At 68.9% G+C, this 21,282-nt stretch carries 17 protein-coding genes; 10 read left to right on the top strand and 7 right to left on the bottom strand.

What is annotated here, in order from left to right:
* Nucleotides 1-59: 59 nt before the first annotated feature.
* The 3 genes from ABS78_RS05570 (at nt 60) to ABS78_RS05560 (ending at nt 5,242) form a co-directional block, all read left to right on the top strand.
* A complete protein-coding gene (locus ABS78_RS05570) occupies nt 60-1,028 on the top strand; it encodes a 2-oxoglutarate and iron-dependent oxygenase domain-containing protein (RefSeq protein WP_293375888.1) in 969 nt (322 codons plus the stop codon).
* A 253-nt stretch (nt 1,029-1,281) separates the two neighbouring features.
* Complete coding sequence (locus ABS78_RS05565) at nt 1,282-3,708, top strand: TonB-dependent receptor (RefSeq protein ID WP_293375886.1); 2,427 nt, start codon at nt 1,282-1,284, stop codon at nt 3,706-3,708.
* A gap of 166 nt (nt 3,709-3,874) precedes the next feature.
* The gene (locus ABS78_RS05560) at nt 3,875-5,242 is read left to right on the top strand and encodes a TIGR00366 family protein (protein WP_293375884.1); all 1,368 of its coding nucleotides are present in this window, start codon (nt 3,875-3,877) and stop codon (nt 5,240-5,242) included.
* A gap of 34 nt (nt 5,243-5,276) precedes the next feature.
* On the opposite strand, the gene hutU is transcribed toward ABS78_RS05560, so the two are convergent.
* From hutU to hutI, 4 genes are read right to left on the bottom strand one after another with little or no spacing between them, the layout of a single operon-like run.
* Nucleotides 5,277-6,944: a urocanate hydratase gene (gene hutU / locus ABS78_RS05555; RefSeq protein WP_293375882.1), complete on the bottom strand. Its 1,668-nt coding sequence runs from the start codon at nt 6,942-6,944 to the stop codon at nt 5,277-5,279.
* 7 nt (nt 6,945-6,951) lie between these two features.
* On the bottom strand, nt 6,952-7,767 hold the full coding sequence (hutG, locus tag ABS78_RS05550; protein WP_293375880.1) for an N-formylglutamate deformylase: 816 nt from the start codon (nt 7,765-7,767) through the stop codon (nt 6,952-6,954).
* Nucleotides 7,764-9,308: a histidine ammonia-lyase gene (gene hutH, locus ABS78_RS05545; protein ID WP_293376329.1), complete on the bottom strand. Its 1,545-nt coding sequence runs from the start codon at nt 9,306-9,308 to the stop codon at nt 7,764-7,766. The genes hutG and hutH overlap by 4 nt, the downstream gene beginning before the upstream one ends.
* Nucleotides 9,293-10,498 carry an imidazolonepropionase gene (hutI, locus tag ABS78_RS05540; protein ID WP_293375878.1) on the bottom strand — a complete coding sequence of 402 codons (1,206 nt, stop codon included), beginning with the start codon at nt 10,496-10,498 and terminating at the stop codon, nt 9,293-9,295. Before hutI ends, hutH begins: the two co-directional genes overlap by 16 nt.
* Before the next feature lie 84 nt (nt 10,499-10,582).
* On the opposite strand from hutI, the gene ABS78_RS05535 reads away from it, so the two are divergent.
* The 6 genes from ABS78_RS05535 to ABS78_RS05510 all read left to right on the top strand — a co-directional run bounded on the left by ABS78_RS05535 (nt 10,583) and on the right by ABS78_RS05510 (nt 17,878).
* On the top strand, nt 10,583-11,944 hold the full coding sequence (locus tag ABS78_RS05535) for a formimidoylglutamate deiminase (RefSeq protein WP_293375876.1): 1,362 nt from the start codon (nt 10,583-10,585) through the stop codon (nt 11,942-11,944).
* Entirely contained in the window at nt 11,941-12,654 is a 714-nt protein-coding gene (gene hutC, locus ABS78_RS05530; RefSeq protein ID WP_293375874.1) for a histidine utilization repressor, read from the top strand. The genes ABS78_RS05535 and hutC overlap by 4 nt, the downstream gene beginning before the upstream one ends.
* Before the next feature lie 196 nt (nt 12,655-12,850).
* Entirely contained in the window at nt 12,851-13,903 is a 1,053-nt protein-coding gene (locus ABS78_RS05525) for a hypothetical protein (protein ID WP_293375871.1), read from the top strand.
* A gap of 142 nt (nt 13,904-14,045) precedes the next feature.
* Nucleotides 14,046-14,654 carry a VOC family protein gene (locus ABS78_RS05520; protein WP_293375869.1) on the top strand — a complete coding sequence of 203 codons (609 nt, stop codon included), beginning with the start codon at nt 14,046-14,048 and terminating at the stop codon, nt 14,652-14,654.
* Nucleotides 14,655-14,867: 213 nt separating this feature from the next.
* Nucleotides 14,868-17,135 carry a TonB-dependent receptor gene (locus tag ABS78_RS05515; protein ID WP_293375867.1) on the top strand — a complete coding sequence of 756 codons (2,268 nt, stop codon included), beginning with the start codon at nt 14,868-14,870 and terminating at the stop codon, nt 17,133-17,135.
* Nucleotides 17,132-17,878, top strand: coding sequence for a glutathione S-transferase N-terminal domain-containing protein (locus ABS78_RS05510; protein ID WP_293375865.1), 747 nt, complete (start codon nt 17,132-17,134; stop codon nt 17,876-17,878). The genes ABS78_RS05515 and ABS78_RS05510 overlap by 4 nt, the downstream gene beginning before the upstream one ends.
* Nucleotides 17,879-17,890: 12 nt before the next feature.
* Here ABS78_RS05510 and ABS78_RS05505 read toward each other — a convergent pair whose 3' ends face one another.
* Genes ABS78_RS05505 through ABS78_RS05495 form a run of 3 tightly spaced genes read right to left on the bottom strand, consistent with a single transcriptional unit; the run spans nt 17,891 to nt 20,193 of the window.
* A complete protein-coding gene (locus tag ABS78_RS05505; protein ID WP_293375863.1) occupies nt 17,891-18,265 on the bottom strand; it encodes a nuclear transport factor 2 family protein in 375 nt (124 codons plus the stop codon).
* Nucleotides 18,266-18,276: 11 nt separating this feature from the next.
* On the bottom strand, nt 18,277-19,038 hold the full coding sequence (locus ABS78_RS05500) for an SDR family oxidoreductase (RefSeq protein ID WP_293375861.1): 762 nt from the start codon (nt 19,036-19,038) through the stop codon (nt 18,277-18,279).
* Nucleotides 19,039-19,071: 33 nt separating this feature from the next.
* Complete coding sequence (locus ABS78_RS05495) at nt 19,072-20,193, bottom strand: nuclear transport factor 2 family protein (protein ID WP_293375859.1); 1,122 nt, start codon at nt 20,191-20,193, stop codon at nt 19,072-19,074.
* Nucleotides 20,194-20,385: 192 nt separating this feature from the next.
* Here ABS78_RS05495 and ABS78_RS05490 point away from each other — a divergent pair, with 192 nt between their 5' ends.
* Entirely contained in the window at nt 20,386-21,279 is an 894-nt protein-coding gene (locus ABS78_RS05490; RefSeq protein WP_293375857.1) for an SDR family NAD(P)-dependent oxidoreductase, read from the top strand.
* The last annotated feature ends 3 nt before the right edge of the window (nt 21,280-21,282 follow it).

Genomic DNA, 21,282 nt, shown 5'->3' with positions numbered 1-21,282 from the left:
TTTCAAGTTGCCTATACAACTGAACAATGCCTAGGCTTCGACCTTCGGAGGAGGTCCAGATGTCAAGCGCCGCAATTCCCCTCATCGATTTCGCGCCGGCGAGGTCGGGCGATGCGGCCGGGCTGGCGGCCGTCGCCCGGCAGATCCACGAAGCGTGCACCGCGACGGGGTTCTTCTACATCACGAACCATGGGGTGCCGCAGGCGGTCATCGACCGGGCCGTCGGGGCGATGCGGGATTTCTTCGATCTGCCCGCCGAGCAGAAGCGACGGGTCGCGGTGAACAGCATCCACCGTGGCTGGCACGAGATCGGCGGGGCCTTGATGTACCAGGCCAAGAAGCCGGATTTCAAAGAGTTCTTCGGCATCGGCCTCGAACTGCCGGCCGACGATCCAGATGTCCTGGCCGGCCAGGCCCTGCGCGGACCCAACAACTGGCCGGCGTTCATGCCGCAGGTGCAGGAAGCGTTCTACGCCTACTACGAGGCCATCGGCGTCTGCGGCCAGGATCTTCTGCGCGCCGTCGCCGTCAGCCTGGACATCGACCCGGACTTCTTCGCCGACCGCTATCGGAAGCGGATGCAGCGTACCCAAGCGGTGTTCTATCCGCCTCAGCCGCCCCAGATGGGCGACGATCAGTTCGGCGTGGCTCCGCACACGGACTATGGTTGCATCACCCTGCTCTGGCAGGACGATGTCGGCGGCCTCGAAGTGCGCAATCTGGACGGCCAGTGGATCGACGCGCCGCCCATCGACGGATCCTTCGTCATCAACGTCGGCGACCTTCTCGCGCGCTGGTCGAACAACCGGTTCGCGTCGACGCCGCACAGGGTCGTCAACCGGTCCGGAAAGAAGCGGATGTCGATCGCCACCTTCTACGATCCGGACTATTCCGCCGTGGTCGATCCTCTCGATCTCGGCCTCAAGGGCGCGTCGGCGCGCTATGAACCCGTGGCCGCAGGCGACTACATCCTCGGGCGGATCGACGACTCCTTCAAGTATCGGTCACAAAACACCATCGGCGCCTAGGGGAAGGGCGGCGGGGGCTCTGGCCAAGCTTATTCCTATTTGATAGATAGGCTTTTGACGCACCAAATTCGTGCACAGATGCCTATACAAGTGCACATATCATTGCTTCAGGTTTTAAAAGGATTTCGAAGCAGGAAAGTCTCGCCGCCGCAAGTTGTCTAGATAACCATTGTCCAGACGCGATGGGCGGCAGCCTTCAAGACGGGCGTCATCAGAAATCGGACGGCAGCGTCCAACAGAACGGGGAATCTGAATGAAATACGCCTTCGCGCAGACGAGCCTTCTCGCGCTCGCCGCGAGCCTTGCGGCCGCACCGGTTTACGCCCAAGGCGCTGCCGCCGACACGGCCATCGACGAGATCGTGGTCACCGGCACGAAACGCGCCGACGTCACGGCCCTGTCGTCGGCGACCCCGGTCGACGTGGTCAGCGCGGAGGCTCTGGGAACCAACGGCTCCCCGACACTCGTGCAATCCCTTCGCACCCAGGTTCCGTCCGCCACCTTCTCACAGGTGGGCGGCATCATCGGCGCGCGTCTGGCCAACTCGGTGTCGCTTCGCGGCCTGCCCGCCGGCAACACGCTCGTGCTCGTGAACGGCAAGCGCCGCAACCCCACCGCCAAGATCTCCACCGGCAACGAATGGAGCCGCGGCTCGCAACCGGTCGACCTCAACGACCTGCCGCTCGAAGCGGTGGCGCGCGTCGAGGTGCTGCGCGACGGCGCCTCGGCCCAGTACGGCTCGGACGCGGTGGCCGGCGTGGTCAACGTGGTGCTCCGGGGGAACGAACCCGGCGGCTTCGTCAGCGCCACCTATGGAGAGTTCTACAAGGGCGACGGCGTCAGCCGCGACATCGCGGGATGGTACACGGTTCCGCTGGGCGACAGCGGCTTCCTCAATGTCACCGCCCATCTTCGGAACAGCGGCACGACGGATCGCGACAACCCCGACATCCGCACCTACTTCTTCCCGGGCGATCCCCGCGAAGCGCTCGTCGACAAGGATTTCGGCTTCTACGGCAATCCCAACGCGCGCTCGGCGGTCGGCAGCTTCAACAGCGAGTACGACCTGTCGGAGAACCTGACCGTCTATGGGTTCGGCACGGCCGCGTACCGGAAGTCGATCACCAAATACATGATCCGCCCGGCCGCGGACAACAATGTCCGCGCCCTGTTCCCGGCGGGCCGGATGGCCCAGGTGGCCTACATCTTCCGCAACTACGACATGGCCGGCGGCCTGAAGTACGACGCGGGCGCCGCCGGGACCTTCGACTTCAGCCTGGAGTATGGCCACGGCCGGCAATCCTCCAGCATGTACAACTCCCAGAACGCCACCTACGGCCTCGCCACGCCGGACGATTTCTTCCTGGGGAACTACAATCAGGAGCAGTTCAACGCGCAACTCGACTACGTGCGCGAGATCCCGGTCGGCTTCTCGAAGTTCCCTCTCACGCTTTCGGCCGGTGTCGGATACCGCGAAGAGACGTTCTCGATCGACGCGGGCGACCTCGCGTCCTACGCCGACGGCGGCGTGCCGATCCTCGACGGGCCCAACGCCGGCCGCCGGCCGAGCCCTGGCGCGGCCGACTTCGCCGGGCTCCAGCCCGCCGACGCAGGCAAGTACGACCGCGAGATCTTCAGCGCCTATGTGGGCCTCGAGCAGCAGTTGACCGAACAGTTCCAACTCGGCGCGGCGGCGCGGTTCGAGGACTATTCGGACTTCGGCTCCACGGTGACCGGCAAGCTCTCCGGCCGCTACGACTTCACACCCGCCGTCGCGGTCCGCGCCAGCGTCTCGAACGGCTTCCGCGCGCCCAGCATGGGGCAGATCGGCGCCTCTCAGACCACTTCGCTGTGGATTCAGCCGCCCACGGGTCCCCAGTTCCTGGGCGTGTCGGCGTTCTATCCCGTGACCAACCCGGTGGCGCGCGCGCTCGGCGCGCAGGACCTGGAGCCCGAGAAGTCCATCAACTTCTCCGCAGGTCTCGTCCTGCGCCCGGCGCCGGGCCTGTCGCTGACGGTGGACGCCTACCGGATCGAACTCGACGATGTGATCCTGCCGGTCGACAACCTGACCGGCGCGGCCATGACGTCGATCCTGGCCCGGTTCGGGGTGACCAACGTCAGCGCGGTCCGCTTCTTCGCCAACCAGGCCGACATCACGGTCAAGGGCGTCGACGTGGTGGCGCGCTACGACTGGTCGTGGGACGGCGTCGGCCGGTTCGGCGCCACCCTGGGGGCCAACTTCAACGACGTCGGAATCGACACGATCAAGCCCAACCCGCCGGCTCTGGCCGGCACCGGCCTCGTGCTGGTGGGCCGCGTGTCCCAGGGCTACCTCACGCAATGGGCGCCCGACAGCAAGATCACAGCGGCGCTGAACTACACCTCGGGTCCGTTCGCCGTGGACTTCACCGCCGTGCGCTACGGCAAGTACAAGAACACCGTCGCAAATCCGGCCAACGACCAGGTGTTCAGCGCCCAATGGGTGGCCAAGCTCGCGGTCTCCTACAGCTTCTGGAACCAGACCAAGATCACCGTGGGGGCGGACAATCTCTTCGACAGCTATCCCGACCGTCCGCTGCCGCAGAACCGCTTCAACGGGTTCAACAACTACGACCTCGTCGCGCCGGAAGGCGGCAACGGCGGATACTACTACGTGTCGCTCAGCAAGCGCTTCTGACCCCGCCGGCGCGCAGGCCGGGCTCCCGGCCTGCGCACGTCCGACGGTTTGACATCTCCGCGCGGCGGGATCGGGCGCCATCGTCCTCTTCCGCCGCGCCATTGCTATACGCCCTGCTCCGCGCGTGCTCCGGCACGCCCGAGGCGCCCATAGAGGAGGTCGCGGCGTGAAGCTGCGGATGCCCCACACGCTGGCTCTCCTGCTGGCCGTCATGGTGCTGGCCTTGGTCGCAACGTGGCTGCTGCCGTCCGGCGCCTATCAGATGAGCGAGGCCGCGAACGGACAGAAGGTCGTCGTTCCCGGCACCTACGCGCCGCTCCCCGACCGCACATACCTGCCGCCCTGGACCCTCTTCACGATCATCCCCAAGGCATTCGCCTCGGCGCAGGGCGTGATCTTCTTCGTCATCCTCATGGGCGGGGTGTTCGGCGTCCTGCAGAAGACCGGCGCCATCGAGGCGGCGATCGGACGGACCATGATCCGCTTCCAGGGGCGCCAGACGCTGCTGATCTTCTTCGGCATGGCGATCTTCACCCTCCTTTCAGCCTCGTTCGGCATGGCGTCGGAGTACATCGCCTTCACCGCGATGCTCGTCGCCCTGTGCGCGGCGGTCCGGCTGGACGCCATGGCCGCCAGCGCCATCCTGCTCGTGGGCTATGGCGTGGGCTACGGCGCCTCGACCACCAACCCCTTCACCGTCGTGGTGGCCCAGGAGATCGCCGGCGTGCCGATCGGCTCGGGCCTGTGGTTCCGGATCGTCGTCCTGGTCCTGGCGTTCCTCATCGCCTTCCACCACGTGTGGAGCTACGCGCGTCGGGTTCGCCTGGATCCGACCCGCGCGCTCGCGCCGCCGCCGGCGGACGACAAGAGCACGCCATCGGACTTTCCGCCCATGACCGTCACGCGCGGGCTCGTCCTGGGCGCGCTCGGCCTGACGGTCGCCGCATTGATCGCGGGCATCGTTCTGGCCAAATGGTCCCTGCCCCAGGTCGGCGCGCTGTTCCTGGGCCTGGGCTTCAGCGCGGTCCTGATCGCGCGGATCCGGATCGACGAAGCCTGCGACGCTTTCCTGGCGGGCGCCGCCCGGCTGACGGGCACGGCTCTGCTCGTCGGCGTCGCGCGGGCGATCGGGCTCATCCTCGAGGACGGCCAGGTGCTGCACACCCTGGTGTTCATGACCGCGACGCCGCTCGCCGCTCTGCCCGCCGAGGCGTCGGCGGTGGGCATGTTCCTGATCCAGGCGTTCCTGAACGTCTTCATTCCGTCCGGCAGCGGACAGGCCTTCGCGACCATGCCGATCATGGCCCCGATCGGCGACCTCGTGGGTGTTTCGCGCCAGGCTTCGGTCCTGGCCTTCCAGTTCGGGGACGGCTTCACCAACCTCATCATCCCCACCAACCCGTTCCTGATGGCGATCCTGGGCCTGACCGGCGTGACCTACGGCGCGTGGGTCCGCTTCGTGTGGCCGCTGATGGTGAAGTTGATGCTGCTGTCCGCGGCCGCCATGGTGGCCGCCGTTGTCGTCGGTCTCTGACGCCGCCCCCCGAATCATCGGGGCGAGCCCGGCCTCAACCGAGGATGCCGGGCAGATCGAGCTTCTTCTCTCGAGCGACGGTCAGCGCGATCTCGTAGCCCGCATCGGCGTGGCGCATGACGCCCGTCGCCGGATCGTTCCAGAGCACGCGTTCGATCCGCCGCGCCGCCGCCTCGGTGCCGTCGCAGACGACGACCATGCCGGCGTGCTGCGAGAAGCCCATGCCGACACCGCCGCCGTGATGGAGGGACACCCAGGTGGCGCCCGATGCGGTGTTCAGCAACGCGTTCAGCAACGGCCAGTCCGAGACCGCGTCGGAACCGTCCCGCATCGCCTCCGTCTCCCGGTTGGGAGAGGCCACCGAGCCGGAATCGAGGTGGTCGCGGCCGATCACGATCGGCGCCTTCAGCTCACCGCTCGCCACCATGGCGTTGAAGGCCAATCCCAGCCTGTGCCGATCGCCCAGGCCCACCCAGCAGATGCGCGCCGGCAGGCCCTGGAACTTGATCCGGCGGGCGGCCATGTCGAGCCAGTTGTGCAGGTGCGGGTTGTCCGGGATCAGCTCCTTCACCTTGGCGTCCGTCCTGGCGATGTCTTGCGGATCGCCCGACAGCGCCGCCCAGCGGAAGGGTCCGATTCCGCGGCAGAACAGCGGACGGATGTAGGCCGGCACGAAACCTGGGAAGTCGAAGGCGTTGGCCACGCCGGCTTCCTTGGCCATCTGGCGGATGTTGTTGCCGTAGTCGACCGTCGGCACGCCCGCGGCCTGGAAGTCGAGCATCGCCTGGACGTGCTCGGCCATCGACGCCCTGGCCGCCTCCTCGACCTGTTTGGGATCCTGGGCCCGCATGGCGAGCCAGCGCTCCAGCGTCCAGCCCTTCGGCAGATAGCCGTTGACCGGGTCGTGGGCCGAGGTCTGGTCGGTGAGCAGGTCGGGCCGCACGCCCCGGCGATACAGTTCCGGCAGCACCTCGGCCGCGTTGCCGAGGAGGCCGACCGAGATGGGCTGCTTGTCGCGAACCGACTGCTCGATCCAGTCCAGCGCCTGATCGAGGTCTTCGGTCGACCGGTCGAGGTAGCCGGTGCGCAGGCGCATCTCGATGCTCGACGGCTGACACTCGATGGCGAGACAGGACGCGCCGGCCATGACCGCGGCCAGGGGCTGCGCGCCGCCCATCCCGCCCAGACCGGCCGTCAGGAGCCAACGCCCGGAAAGGTCGCCTGCATAGTGCTGGCGGCCCATTTCCACGAGCGTCTCGTAAGTGCCCTGAACGATGCCCTGGGCGCCGATGTATATCCACGACCCCGCGGTCATCTGCCCGTACATCGCCAGGCCGGCGCGGTCGAGTTCGTTGAAATGGTCCCAGGTCGCCCAGCGGGGCACCAGGTTCGAGTTGGCGATCAGGACCCGCGGCGCGTCGGCATGGGTGCGGAACACGCCGACCGGCTTGCCGGACTGCACGAGCAGGGTCTCGTCGTCCCCGAGCCTGCGCAGAACCTCGACGATCTTGTCGAAGCTCTCCCAGTCGCGCGCGGCGCGGCCGATGCCGCCATAGACGACCAGCTCGTCCGGCCGCTCGGCGACGTCCGGGTGCAGGTTGTTCATCAGCATCCGCAGCGGCGCTTCGGTGAGCCAGCTCCGCGCAGAGCGCTCGGCGCCGGTCGCAGGACGGATGATGCGATTGGGATCCTTGCGGGTCATTCAGGCCTCAAGACTGGGCGAAGGCGAGACAAGCCTTCAGAACATTCACCAGCGCCGCGCGCATGGGCGCGGCCCGGGTTTCCGAGAAGGGTGCGGGCCAGTTTTCCGGGGTCAGCGCCCCAGGCGGGTCGTCCATGTAGCCGCGACAGGCCAGCTCCATCTGGATCGCGTGCACGCCCAGCTCCGGCTGACCGTAGCGGCGGGTCGTCCAGCCCCCCTTGAAACGACCGTCGACGACATGGCTGAACGCCGTCGCGCCGCACGTCGCCGCCACGGCGGCGGTCAGGGCGGGATCGCAGCTCGCACCGGAATTGTCGCCGATGTTGAAGTTCGGCAGGTCGCCCTCGAAAAGCCTCGGGATCACCGACCGGATCGAGTGGGCCTCGTACAGCACCACCTTGCCGTGGATCGCCCTCGACCGCTCGACCTCGGCGGAGAGCGCATCGTGATAGGGATCGAACCACGTGGCGCGGCGCGCCTCGATCTCCGCCCGATCCGGCTCGCCCCCGGGACGGTACAGGGGCTCACCGTCGAAAGTGGTGGTCGGGCAGAGCTCGGTGGTCGCCTGTCCCGGATAGAGGCTGGCGCCGCTGGGATCGCGGTTCACGTCGATCACGGTGCGCGACATCCGCGTGCGGACCGTCGTCGCCCCGAGGTCCGCGGCGAAGTCGTAGAGCCGGTCGATCCACCAGTCGGCGTCCTTCCTCGCGAGCCACGGCGAAACCAGCCGGGGCTCCAGCTCGGGCGGGATTTCGATGCCGGTATGCGGAAAGCTGACGATCAGCGGCGCCTCGCCGCGACGCACCTCGAGCCAGTCGGTCATGCCACCCCCGGCAGGGCCACCGCGCCCGCGGCGCGCACCACCTCCCCGGACATCACCAGGGTGTTCGACGCCTCCATGTCGGGATGGAAGTGACGGTCGTCGTCCAGATGCGGAATCCGGCTCCGCAACAATCTGCGCACCGCCTCGAGGGGCGCGCTGGACTCCAGGGGCGCGTGAAAGTCGCACCCCTGAGTCGCGGCCAGCAGTTCTATGCCCAGGACGGCGCCGGCGTTCCGCGCCATCTCCAGCAGCCGTCGGGCGCCGTGGGCGGCCATGGAGACGTGGTCCTCCTGGTTGGCGGACGTGGGGATGGAATCCACGCTGGCCGGATAGGCGCGCTGCTTGTTCTCCGAGACCAGGGCGGCGGCGGTGACCTGCGGGATCATGAAACCCGAGTTCAGCCCCGGCTTCGGCGTCAGGAAGGCCGGCAGTCCGGACAGCGCCGGATCGACCAGCATGGCCACGCGTCGCTCGGCCAGCGATCCGATCTCGCAGATCGCCAGCGCGATCATGTCGGCCGCGAACGCTACCGGCTCGGCGTGGAAGTTCCCACCCGAGAGCGCCTCGTCGCCCTCGGCGAAGATGAGCGGATTGTCGGTGACGCCGTTGGCCTCGGTCGCCAGGGTCGCCGCGGCCTGGCGCAACAGATCCAGGACGGCCCCCATCACCTGCGGCTGGCAGCGCAGGCAGTAGGGATCCTGCACCCGCTCGTCGTCCACCAGGTGCGAGGCGCGGATCGCGGATCCGGCCATCAGGCGGCGCAGCGCTTCCGCCGTCTCGATCTGGCCCGCATGCCGACGCAAGGCGTGGATGCGGGGATCGAAGGGGGTATCGGACCCCTTCGCCGCTTCCATGGACAGCGCGCCGGTGACCAGCGCCGTCTGGAACAGGGTCTCGGTCTCGAAGAGCGCCGCGAGGGCGTTCGCCGTGGAGAACTGCGTCCCGTTCAGCAGCGCCAACCCTTCCTTGGGGCCAAGGGTGAGCGGCGCCAGGCCGGCCGCGGAAAGCGCTTCGGCGGCCGGCATGCGGACACCTTCGAGGCGGATATCCCCCACGCCGATCATGGTGGCGGCCATGTGGGACAGCGGTGCGAGATCGCCTGAGGCGCCGACCGAGCCTTGGGACGGCACGACCGGCGTGAGTCCACGGGTCAGCATGGCCTCCAGCATCGCCGTCGTCTCGAGCCTCACGCCAGAGGCGCCCTGCGCCAGGCTCGCGAGCTTGAGCGCCATCATCAGCCGGACGACGGGCTCGGGCGACGGATCGCCCACGCCGGCCGCATGCGAGACGACGATGTTCCGCTGCAGGGTTTCGAGGTCGGCAGCGTCGATCCGGACGCTCGCGAGCTTACCGAAGCCGGTGTTGATGCCGTAGATCGGCTGGCCCTTCGCCAGGATGCGCCGCACCGCCTCGGCGCCCGCCAGGATCGGCGCGCGGGACGCCGGATCGAGCGCCGCCGCGCCGCCGCGGTAGATCGCCCTCCACGCAGAAAGCGCCGTCTCGCCCGGACGCAGGACCGTCACCGTCATTGCCCCCTCCAGACGCGCGCATGGAGCGGGTTGAAGCCCATGCGATAGACGAGCTCCGCCGGTCGCTCGACATCCCAGATGGCCAGATCGCACTGCTTGCCGGCCTCCAGCGAGCCGGTGTCGTGGAGCAGGCCCAGGGCGCGCGCCGCTTCGCGCGTGAACCCGGCCAGGCATTCCTCGACCGTCATCCGGAAGAGGGTGGCGGCCATGTTCATGGCCATCAGCGGCGAGGTGAGCGGCGAGGTGCCCGGATTGCAGTCTGTGGCCAGCGCCATCGGCACGCCGGCCGCGCGCAGCGCCTCGATCGGCGGACGCCGCGTCTCGCGCGTGAAGTAGAAGGCGCCGGGGAGCAGGGTGGCCACCGTGCCCGCGCGCGCCATCGCGGCCACGCCCGCCTCGGTGAGATGCTCGAGATGATCGGCCGACAACGCGCCGAACTCGGCCGCCAGAGCCGCCCCCTGGAGATCCGACAACTGCTCGGCGTGCAGCTTCAGCGGCAAGCCGTGCGCCCGCGCGGCGGCGAACACCCGTCGGACCTGATCGGGCGAAAACCCGATGGTCTCGCAGAACGCGTCCACCGCGTCGGCAAGGCCGGCGGCCGCCACGGCCGGGATCATCTCGTCGCACACGAGGTCGACGTAGGCGTCGGGATCGTCCCTGAATTCGGGCGGCGCCGCATGGGCGCCGAGGAACGTGACGCGCACGTCCACCCCACGGGCCTCGCCGAGACGCCGCGCCACGCGAAGGCACTTCAGCTCATGTTCGAGCGAGAGCCCGTAGCCGGACTTCACCTCGACGGTGGCGACGCCTTCGGCCAGCAGGGCGTCAAGGCGGGGCAGCGTCGCGGCGAGGAGCGCCGCCTCGTCGGCGACGCGGGTGGCCGCCATGGTCGAGACGATCCCGCCCCCGGCCCGGGCGATCTCCTCGTAGCTCGCCCCGTTCAGACGAAGCTCGAACTCGTGGGCGCGGTCGCCGGCGAACACCAGATGGGTATGAGGGTCGATCAGGCCGGGCGTGATCCACCGCGCGCCGCAATCGACGACCTCGGCCGCCTCGAACCCCGGCGCGCCATCGGCCGCGCCCGCATAGAGGATCCGACCCCCGGACGCCGCGACCAGACCGCCATCGACCACGCCGAGGCCCGGCCGCCCCGGGGCGAGCGTGGCCAGTCGCGCGTTCGTCCAGACCCTGTCGCAGCGCAACCGATCATCCCCGCCAGACCTGCACGCCTCTTGCAGCGCGCGCCAATAAGTATAGACATATTTTCATCCGCCGGGGATTGTCCAGTGACCAAAGCGCATTTCTTCTTCGACCGGGCCCTGCTTCCCACCGGGTGGGCGCGCGATGTCCGGATGAGGGTGGACGACGGGATCGTCGCGACCGTCGAGGCCGGCGTCGCGGTGCGGTCCGGCGACCTCCGCCATGGCGTCGCCCTCCCCGGCCTCTGCAATCTCCACAGCCATGCGTTCCAGCGCGGCATGGCGGGGCTGGCCGAGGTGCGTGGCCCGGCCGGCGACACCTTCTGGACCTGGCGCGAGGTGATGTACCGGTTCCTGGACCGGCTGGATCCGGACATGGTCGAGGCCATCGCGGACCTGGCGTTCGCCGAGATGCTGGAGGCCGGTTTCACCCGCGTGGGCGAGTTCCACTATCTGCACCAGGCGCCCGACGGCGCGCCCTACGACAACCCCGCCGAGCTGACCGACCGCATCGTGGCCGCCGCGTCCGACACGGGGATCGGCCTGACCCTGCTGCCGGTCTTCTACGCCCATTCGGATTTCGCCGGCGCGCCGCCCAAGCCCGGCCAGCGCCGGTTCATCCATACGCTGGACAGCTTCTCGCGCCTGCTGGACGCCGGCCGCGACGCCGCGAGGCGCCTGCCCGACGCCCGCGTCGGGATCGCCCCCCACAGCCTGCGCGCGGTGACGCCCGAGGAACTCGCCGTTCTCCTCGACGCCGCCGGCGACGCGCCTGTCCATATCCACGCCGCCGAGCAGGACAAGGAGGTCTCCGACTGTGTCGCCGCCCTGGGCGCGCGGCCGGTGGAGTGGCTGATCGCGAACGCGCCGGTCGACGCCCGTTGGTGCCTGGTGCATGCGACCCAGATGACGGCCGCCGAGACGAACGCGCTCGCCGGGAGCGGCGCCGTGGCGGGGCTGTGCCCCGTGACCGAGGCCAATCTGGGGGACGGCGTGTTCCCGAGCGAGGCCTACCTGAACGCCGGCGGGCGCTTCGGCCTGGGAACCGATTCCAACATCCACATCGACGCCGCGATGGAGCTCCGTAGCCTGGAGTACGCCCAACGCCTGTCGATCAAGGGACGCAACGTGCTCGCCGACGCGCCGGGCGCCTCGACCGGCGTCAGCCTGTTCCAGAAGGCGCTGGCGGGCGGCGCCCAGGCGCTCGCCGCCGACTCCGGGCTCGTTCCCGGGGCTCCGGCCGACTTCCTGACTCTCGACGAGAATCATCCGAGCCTCTTCAATCGCCATGATGACGCCCTGCTCGACAGCTGGGTTTTCGCGGCCGGCCGCGAAGCCGTCGACGGCGTATGGCGGCGAGGCCGTCAGGTGGTGCGCGAGGGTCGGCACGTGCGGCGCGCCGAGTTCGTCGAACGCTACCGGCTCGCGCTGAGGAGGCTACTGGATTGACCGCGTCGCGGCCGCTGCATCAGCGAATTCGCGGGGACATCGAATCCCGCATCCGCTCGGGCGAGTGGCCGCCGGGCTACCGGGTTCCGTTCGAGACCGAACTGATGGCCGAGTACGGCTGTGCGCGGATGACCGTCAGCAAGGCGATGTCCTCCCTCGCCGACGCCGGCCTGATCGTCCGGCGGAAGCGCGCGGGGTCGTTCGTCGCCCCGCCGAAGATGCATGCGCCGGTGCTCAACATCCCGGACATACAGTCCGCCGTGCTCGCGCGCGGCGAGGCCTACACCTTCCGCCTTCTTTCGCGCCGGATCCGGGGCCCGCGCCGCGGCGACGCCGACGAGCAGGCGCTCGCGGCCGGCGGCCGGCTGCTCGACCTCGAAGGCGTGCACGACGCCGCGGGCCGCCCGTTCGCGCTCGAACGCCGCCTGGTCAGCCTGAAGGCGGCGCCGGACATGGCGAACGCCACCTTCACCGAGCGTCCGCCCGGCGCCTGGCTGCTCGAGAACATCGCCTGGACGGAGGCCGAGAGCCGCATCGGCGCGGTGAACGCCGACCCGGAGATTTCGCGCCGCCTCGCGCTCGACCCCGGGACGGCCTGTCTGGTGGTCGACCGGAAGACCTGGCGGACCGGAGAACACGTCACCCGGGTGACGCAGATCTTCCCCGGAGAAGTCTTCAACCTGATCGCCCGCTTCGGCCCGGACGCCTGAGGCCGGCTCACGCCTCCAGGCCGACCGAGGGCTCGCCGATGTTCGCGCCGCGCTTCGGACGCCGCGACGGCGCCTGGGTCCCCAGACGGCCAGGACGCCTCCCTCCGGCGAACACCGCCGGTCTGCGGAGCCGTTGACACGTTCCGGCGCCGCTCCTACCGAATACATTTAGAATACTAACTGTTCGGGTCGCCCCATGCTCCTTCCAGGCCTTCCGCTGCTGCCGACGACCATCGTCGGGAGCTATCCGCAGCCCGACTGGCTGATCGACCGGGAAGGCCTGAAGTCCCGCCTGCCGCCCCGCGTCCGCGCCCAGGAGCTATGGCGCATCAAGGACCCGCAGCAGCTGGCCGACGCCCAGGAGGCGGCGACGCTGGTGGCGATCAGCGACCAGAAGCTGGCGGGCATCGACATCGTCGGCGATGGCGAGATGCGGCGCGAGAGCTATTCCAACCGGCTGGCGACGGCGCTGGCGGGCATCGAGACCGATCCGCCCGGCATGGCCATGGACCGCACCGGCGCCATGAACCCGGTGCCGCGCGTCGCCGGGAAAATCCGCCGCGCCGGCCCCATCGAGGCGCAGGACGCCGGCTTCCTGAAGCAGCGGGCCGGCGGGCCGGTGAAGATCACCATCCCGGGTCCCTTCACCATGACCCAGCAGGCCCAGAACGACCACTATCCCGACGCCCGCGCGCTGGCGCTGGACTACGCCGACGCGGTCAACGCCGAGGCGCGCGACCTCTTCGCCGCGGGCGTGGACATCGTGCAGCTCGACGAACCCTACCTTCAGGCCAAGGCCGACGAGGCGCGCAGCTTCGCGATCGAGGCCATCAACCGCGCCGTGAAGGGCCTGTCCGGCCTCACGGCCCTGCACATCTGCTTCGGCTACGCCCACGTCCACCGCGGCGCCTCCAAGCCCGGCGGCTACGCCTTCCTGGAGGAACTCGAGGCCTCCGACGTCGACATCATCTCGATCGAGGCCGCCCAGCCGCGGCTGGACCCCTCGATCCTGCGCGAACTGCCCACCAAGCACATCATGTACGGCGTGATCGACCTCAACGATCCCGAGGTCGAAACGGCCGAGACGGTGGCCGCGCGAATCCGCGAGGCGCTGCCCCACATCGACGCCGAACGGCTGATCGTCGCCCCCGACTGCGGGATGAAGTATCAGAGCCGCGAGGTCGCATTCGGCAAGCTCAAGGCGATGGCCGACGGCGCCGCCATCGTCCGGCGGGAGATCGGGGGATAGCCGCGCGCCCTCGCCCGTAGAGGTAATGCCGCCTTCCCGGGACGCGCGATGCAGACCGTCAATCAAATTGACGAACGCCGACAACGGGCGTTTAATTTCGCATCACAATGATCGAGCGTCGGCTCGAACCCGGGAGGACGACATGGCCCAGCCGGCCAATCGTGAGTTCGACATCCGTGGCGTGAACCACCTCGCCCTGGTCTGCAAGGACATGGCGAAGACGGTGGAGTTCTACCGCGACGTGCTCGGCATGCCGCTGGTGAAGACCATCGACCTGCCGAACGGCATGGGCCAGCACTTCTTCTTCGATATCGGCAACGGCGACTCGCTGGCCTTCTTCTGGTTCCCGGATTCGCCTGCGGCCGCCCCAGGCGTCGCGGCGCCGGCGCAGCTTCCCGGTGGCGGCGACATCCGCTCGGCCCACGGCTCGATGAACCACATCGCCTTCAACGTCCCGGCCGACAAGTTCGACGCGTACGTCGAGAAGCTGAAGGCCAAGGGCATCGAGACCGGCCCTGTGCTGAACCACGACAACTCGCCCAACCAGGTGAGCCCCGAGGTCACCGACGACGTGTTCGTCCGCTCGGTCTACTTCTGGGATCCCGATGGGGTGATGCTGGAATTCGCTTCTTGGACCCACACGGGATTCACCGAGAAGGACGTGGCGCACGAAGCGGTCGACGCCGAGGGCCGCAAGTCCCGCCCGGTGGTCCTGAAGGCGCCCGTCCGACAGCTCGAAGCGGCAAAATAGCCACACCCGCCCGAAACCGGGCGTCCCTCCGGACACCCGGCGCGGGATCTGTTGACAGAAACACTTAGTAATCTAATTATACATCTAAGGATTATCGGTGCGTGACCGCCCGGACCCGGCCCCCTTCAGGACCGGAACGCCGCGTCGGAAACGCCGGACGCGGACAAGGTCGACCAGAGAACGTCGGCACGAATTTCAGAGGGGGAGGCGGCGATGAACGCCCGGATTCTATTTGCCACGACCATGCTGGCGAGCGGACTGGCCACGGCCGCCCTCGCCGCCGAAGAGACCGCCGCCAGCGTTGTCGGCGAGGTGGTCGTGACCGCCCAGAAGCGGGCCCAGAACCTGCAGGACGTGCCGATCTCGATGGAAGTGGTCTCGGCCAGCGCGCTCGAGGCCTTCCACGCCGAAGGCTTCCGGCAGGTCAGCGTGCCGAACATGAACGTCCAGAACATCGGCGGCAACGACGTCATCTACATCCGCGGCTTCGGCTCGCCATCGCAGAACTACTCGTTCGACCAGGCGGTCAGCCTCTACGTCGACGGCGTCTACGCCGGACGGGGCCGCCAGTTCATGGCCCCGTTCTTCGACCTGCAGCGCGTCGAGGTGCTGCGTGGCCCGCAGGGCGCCCTGTTCGGCAAGAACACGGCCGCCGGCGCCATCAGCGTGGTTTCGGCCCTGCCCACCGACACCTTCGAGGCCTCGGCCACCGGCATCTACCACTTCAACCAGGACGGCCCCGAGCTGTTCGGCTACGTCTCAGGTCCGCTGACCGAACAGCTCAGCGCGCGTCTGGCCATCAAGGCCCGCGACCAGGACGGGTACATGAAAAATGCGGGCCAGGGCCGCGAAGAACTCACCAACAAGCAGTTCCTCGCGCGCCTCACCACCCGCTACGTCGCGAACGAGGCGTTCGACTACGTCGGCAAGGTCGAGTTCAGCCAGTCGCGGCAGCGCGGCAACGTCACCGCGGCCGGCCTGCTGACCACCGAGCAGACGCCGCGGAAGACGCGTTTCACCACCGACGGCCCGCTGGGCGAGGCCGGCTTCGACACCATCGCCTGGAACGTGGCCGGCACCGGCACCCTGGACCTCGGCGCGGTCAGCTTCGTCTCGGTCTCGGGCTTCTCGTCGTTCAAAGCCAAGCACACCAACGACTTCGACCAGACGATCCCCGGCGGCGGGGTTACGCCCCACACCGTTTCGAACAATTATCCGGAATACTTCCAGCAGTGGTCGCAGGAGTTCCGCCTGCAATCGCCGACCGGACAGCGCCTCGAGTACATCCTCGGCGCCTATTACGACAACGCCCAGTACGTCGTGGACCAGTACAATTATTACGGCATCGCCGCCCTCGGCGAGTTCATCATGTACAGCCACTTCAAGCAGCAGTCGGAATCCTGGTCGGTCTTCGGCCAGGGCACCTTCCACGCCACCGACTCGCTGCGCGTCCTGGGCAGCCTGCGCTACTCGCACACCAAGAAGCGGGGCGCGTTCAGCGTCCGCTCGCTGCTGGGTCCGTTCCCCTTCCGCCCCATCACATCCGCGAACGCCAACATCTCGGAAGGCGACGTCGACCCCTCGATCACCGTCCAGTACGACGTGACGCCCGACGTCATGGTCTATGCGACATACGGCCAGGGCTCGAAGTCGGGCGGCTTCGTCAGCAACACCTACGCCACCACCAACGCGACCTTCGTCTTCGAGCCCGAGAAGTCCGAGAACTTCGAGGCCGGCGTGAAGAGCACCCTGGCCGACGGCCGCCTCGTGCTGAACGGCGCCATCTACAAGACCACCTTCGACGACCTCCAGGTCTCGACCTACAACTCCAACGTCCAGAGCTACATCGTCGGCAACGCGGCCAAGGCCAGCGGCAAGGGCGTCGAGCTGTCGATGACCTGGTATCCCACCGACAACTTCGACATCAACGCGACCGGCGCCTATCAGGACGTGAAGTACGACGACTACCCGGGCGCGCAGTGCCTGGCCAGCCAGCCGCTCACCGAGTGCAACCCCTCGGTTCCGGCCAGCGTCACCGCGAACAACCTGCGCGGCTCCCCGCTGCCCAACATCTCGAAGTGGAGCGGCACGGTGCGCGCGCGCTACGTGGCCGAGGTCAGCGACAACCTGCAAATGACCACCACCGTGGCCGTGGCGGGTCGCTCGAAGTACTTCAACTCCGACGACCAGAGCCCGCTGTACGGTCGCCAGAAGGGCTACGCCAAGGTGGACGCCCGCATCGAACTGTCGCCGCCCGAGAAGCAGTGGCACGTGGCCCTCGTCGGCACCAACCTGACCAACGAACTGACCACCAGCGGCTCGTTCCGCCTGCCGGTTCCGGTCACGACCGTCTCGCGGGCCCTCTACTGGGTCGAACCGCCGCGGAACATCGCGATCGAAGCGGGCGTGAAGTTCTGCGGCGCGTCCCGCGCGCCGCCCCCAGCCTCGCCGCTCATTTCTCGAGGAGCCGAAGCCCCATGATCGACGTCCACTTTGTGCCCACGCCCAACGGGAACAAGGTGACGATCATGCTGGAAGAGGTCGGGCTGCCGTACCGCCTCATCCCCTACAACATGCTCGAAGGCGAACATCTCACGCCCGAGTTCCGGCGCATCAACCCCAACGGCCGGCTGCCCGCCATCGTGGATCATGAGCCGCCGGGCGGCGGAGAGCCGTTCGCCGTGTTCGAATCCGGCGCGATCCTGCTTTACCTGTCAGAGAAGGCCGGCGGGGCGCTGACGCCCGCCGATCCCCGTGGCCGTTCGCTCGCCCACCAGTGGCTGATGTGGCAGATGGCGGGTCTGGGACCGATGCACGGCCAGGCGCACCACTTCATCCGCTACGCGCCCGAGGGCCAGGACTACGGCGTCGCCCGATACGGCGCCGAGGCGGCGCGCCTTCTCGCGGTGATGGACGCCCGCCTGGGCGAAGCCGACTACCTCGCCGGCGAGTACTCGGTGGCCGACATCGCCGCCTGGCCGTGGGTGCGCGCCACCTACGCGATCGGCCTGGATCTCGAACCGTATCCGAACGTCCGCCGCTGGGTGGACGCCGTCGGCGCCCGGCCGGCCGTGCAGCGGGGCGTCGAGACCCGCAACGCGCCCAACCTGCAAAGCCGTCGTCCGACCCTCACGCCGCAGCAGTGGTCCAACCTGTTCGGCGAAAACATGCACCGCAGCTTCGGCGTCACGTCGCCTCCCGCCGACCGCGACCCGCGGCGCTGACGATCCCCGCCGTCAGGACCAGAAGTCGTCCCAGTGCGCCTGGTCGCCGACGCTCTCCCAGTGGTCGGTGAGCTTGCCGTCCTCGAAGCGCCACAGGCCGAAGCCCCATGTGTCCAGCGTCTTGCCGTTCCGCTCGGCGGTCATGCGGTGGACGACCAGACCCCAGGTATCGTCGGCGAAGAACGTTCCCTGCAACGACTCGTGGAAGGTGTTGTTGGTCAGGGCGTGGATGCGTTCGATATGGGCCTTGAAGGCCGCCGGGCCGACGTAGGTCCCCGCCAGGATGTTCTGACCGGGCGAATGTACGGTGAAGTCGTCGCGCATGTTGCCCCACAGGGCCTCGCGGTCCTTGGCGTAGATGCGCTTCAGCAGTTCCAGATTGTTCATCGCCCGCCTCCTCAGTTGGCCATGCCGCCGCCGTCCACGGCGATGTCCGCGCCCGTGATGAAGGCGCTTTCGTCCGAGGCCAGGAACAGGGCCGCAGCCGCCACGTCCTCGGGCTCGCCGATCCGCTTGACGAGCTGCCGCGCGATGGCCCGCTCGGTCCAGCCCTGCTGGCGCATCAGGGGTTCGGTCTGCGCCGAACGGATCATGCCCGGCGAGATGGTGTTGGCGCGGATACCGTAAGCCCCGCCTTCGCAGGCGTACTGGCGGGTCATGGCGGTCACGGCGCCCTTGGCCGCGGAATGCGCCAGCATCCCCTGTCCGGTGGAGCCCTTCTTCGCGGCCGTAGAGGCGGTGTTGATGATCGAGCCGCCGCCGGCGGCGATCAGGTGCGGCCAGGCGGCCCGGCAGAGGTGGAAGATGATGTCCACCTCCTCGACCTGGGTCCTGTTGAACGTCGCGTAGTCCATGTCGGCGACGAACGCGAAATAGGCCATCGCCGCGTTGTTGTAGACCACGTCGATCCGGCCGTAGTGCTCCAGCGCGAAGGCCACCAGGCGGTCCGCGCCCTCGGCCACCGACAGGTCGAGGGGCTGTAGCGAGACCATCTCGCCGCCCGCCGCCGCCACCGCGTCCGCCGTGGCGCCCGCCGCCGGATTGATGTCGCAGCCCACGACCTTCGCGCCCTCGCGCGCGAACATCAGCGCCGCCGCCCGGCCCATGCCGCTGCCCGTACCGGTGATGATCGCGACCTTGCCCGCCAGACGTCCCGCCACCCTGTTCTCCTCCTGATCGACGCCGCGCGCCGCCTACCTGCGATCCAGCAGCGCCGCGACGACCGGGCGCGAGACGTCGGCGTCGCCGCGCTGGCCGCGGAACTGCGGCGGCGTCTGTCCGAGCGTGCCGTCCCGGACCGGGCGGTCGTGCCGCCACTCGACCAGCGTCTGCCGCTCGGCGATCTTCCAGCGCCCGTCGCGCCGCTCCAGGCGGTCGATGTAGCGGCCGCCGGCCACGCCCTCGTACGGCTCGTCGCGCCCACCCCAGAACGTCTGCGGCGCGGTGGTCGGCACCGCGTGGAAGGCGGTCACATAGGTCTCGGCCCAGGCCTGATCGCCGTCGACCGTGATCAGCATGTTGCCGGTCTGGTGGTGCGTGCCGGTGAGTGGCCCCAGCATGGTGCGGGCGCTCTCCATCACCTGCGGGATCGTCCGCACCGCCTCCAGGAAGCGGCTGGTCGCATCGCGATGGAAGACGTCGTCCACCAGCTCCCAGCGATGGCGGTCGACCATGTGGCAGAAGCGGTTCACCACGTCGGCGATCTCGGCCCGCGCCGCGAGTTCCTCCAGCGTGTCGGGCTTCCGCGGCGCCGTCTCGCCGCGCCACCCCGCCACGACCGGCAGCGAGACGTCGTCGTCCCCCCACTGCCCGCGGAAGCGCATCGGCGTCTCGCTCAGCCCGCCCTCGTTCACCGGCTGATAATGGCGGAACTCAGCGGCCGAACGGCGCTCGGCGATGCGCCAGACCCCGCCGCGGCGCTCGAAGCGGTCGATGTAGCGCGCGCCGAAGATCGCATCGTAGGCCTCGCCCGTCCCGCCGAACGGGCCGCCCGGCGGGGCGTCGGCGGGCACCTGGTGGAAGGCGGTGATATAGGTCTCGGCGTGGGCGACATCGCCTTCCAGCGCGATCTGGATGTTGCCCACCTGATGGTGCGTCACGCCCACCGGCGCCAGGAGCGCGGCGCCCTGCTCGACGAACTCGCGCCACGATCCCCCGATCACCGAGAGGTGGCAGGTCGCGTCCTCGTGGAAGACCGTGTCCATCAGCCACCAGCGGCGCCGGTCCGTGGCGTGACAGTAGCGATGGATCACGTCGGAGATCTCGGCGCGCGCCGCGAGCGCAGCAAGGCCGTAGTCGGCGGATTGGGTCGCCATGCATCCTCCCGGGCGTCCGTCCGCGTGGGCCGCGGATCATCACTTAGCCATCTAACTAAAGGTCAGGTCCGACCCGATTGCAACCTCGCCGGCGCGCAAAACCGTAAACTTCGTTGACATGATCGACCCCCGCCCTAGGGTCGCCGGCAAGGCGCGGAAACGGCGCCGCGGGAACGCCCAGGGAGACGCCGAATGCAGGACCTCGAGGACAAGGTCGCCTTCGTCACGGGGGCCGCCTCGGGCATCGGGCTGGCCACCGCCCAGGCGCTGGCGCGCCGCGGCGCGCGCCTGATCCTCGCCGACATCGACGCCGCCGGGGCGACCGCCGCGGCCGCCGGGCTGCGCCGCGAAGGGACCGACGCCCTGGGCCTCGCCCTCGACGTGACCGACGAGGCCGGCTGGGCGCGCGCCGGCGAGGCCGCGGCCGGGTTCGGAGAGGTGCGGCTGCTGTTCTCGAACGCCGGGGTCGGCGGCGGCTCGGGCGCGTTCGAGACCTACGACCCCGAGGTCTGGCGCTGGGCCTACGCGGTGAACGCCCATGCCCATCTCTACGCCTGCCGCACCTTCCTGGGCGCCATGAAGGCCAGCGGCCAGCCCTGCCACGTGGCTCTCACCTCATCCCTCGTGGCCATCGTGCCGCCGCCGATCTCGGTGGCCTACATATCGTCCAAGTTCGCGACCCTGGGCATCGCCATGGCCCTGCGGAACGAGTTGGCCGACACGAACGTCGGCGTCTCGGTCCTCTGTCCCGGCATGTCGGCCACCGGCATCGTCGCCACCACCGCCCGGCTGCGCCCGGTGGCGCCGGAACATGGCCGGGCGGCGCAGACGGCCCAGAACATGACCGGCGTCCTGGCGGGCGGGATGTCGCCCGAGAAGATCGGCGAGTTCGTCGTCCGCGCCATCCAGGCCGGCGAGTTCTTCATCGTCACCCATCCCGAATGGAAGACGATGGCCGAGGCCCAGTTCGCCGAGGTCCTGGCCGCGTTCGGCGCGTCGGCCGATCCCGACTACGCCGGTGACGACATCGCCGGCCTTGTCGCCGCCAACGGAGCCCGCCGCATGAACCTGGCCGTGGGGCGCTAGGGC

Source organism: Phenylobacterium sp. SCN 70-31, assembly GCF_001724605.1.
GTDB lineage: Bacteria > Pseudomonadota > Alphaproteobacteria > Caulobacterales > Caulobacteraceae > Phenylobacterium.
The sequence above is the reverse complement of the archived record's forward strand: the minus strand, read 5'-3'. Positions and strand labels throughout refer to the sequence as shown.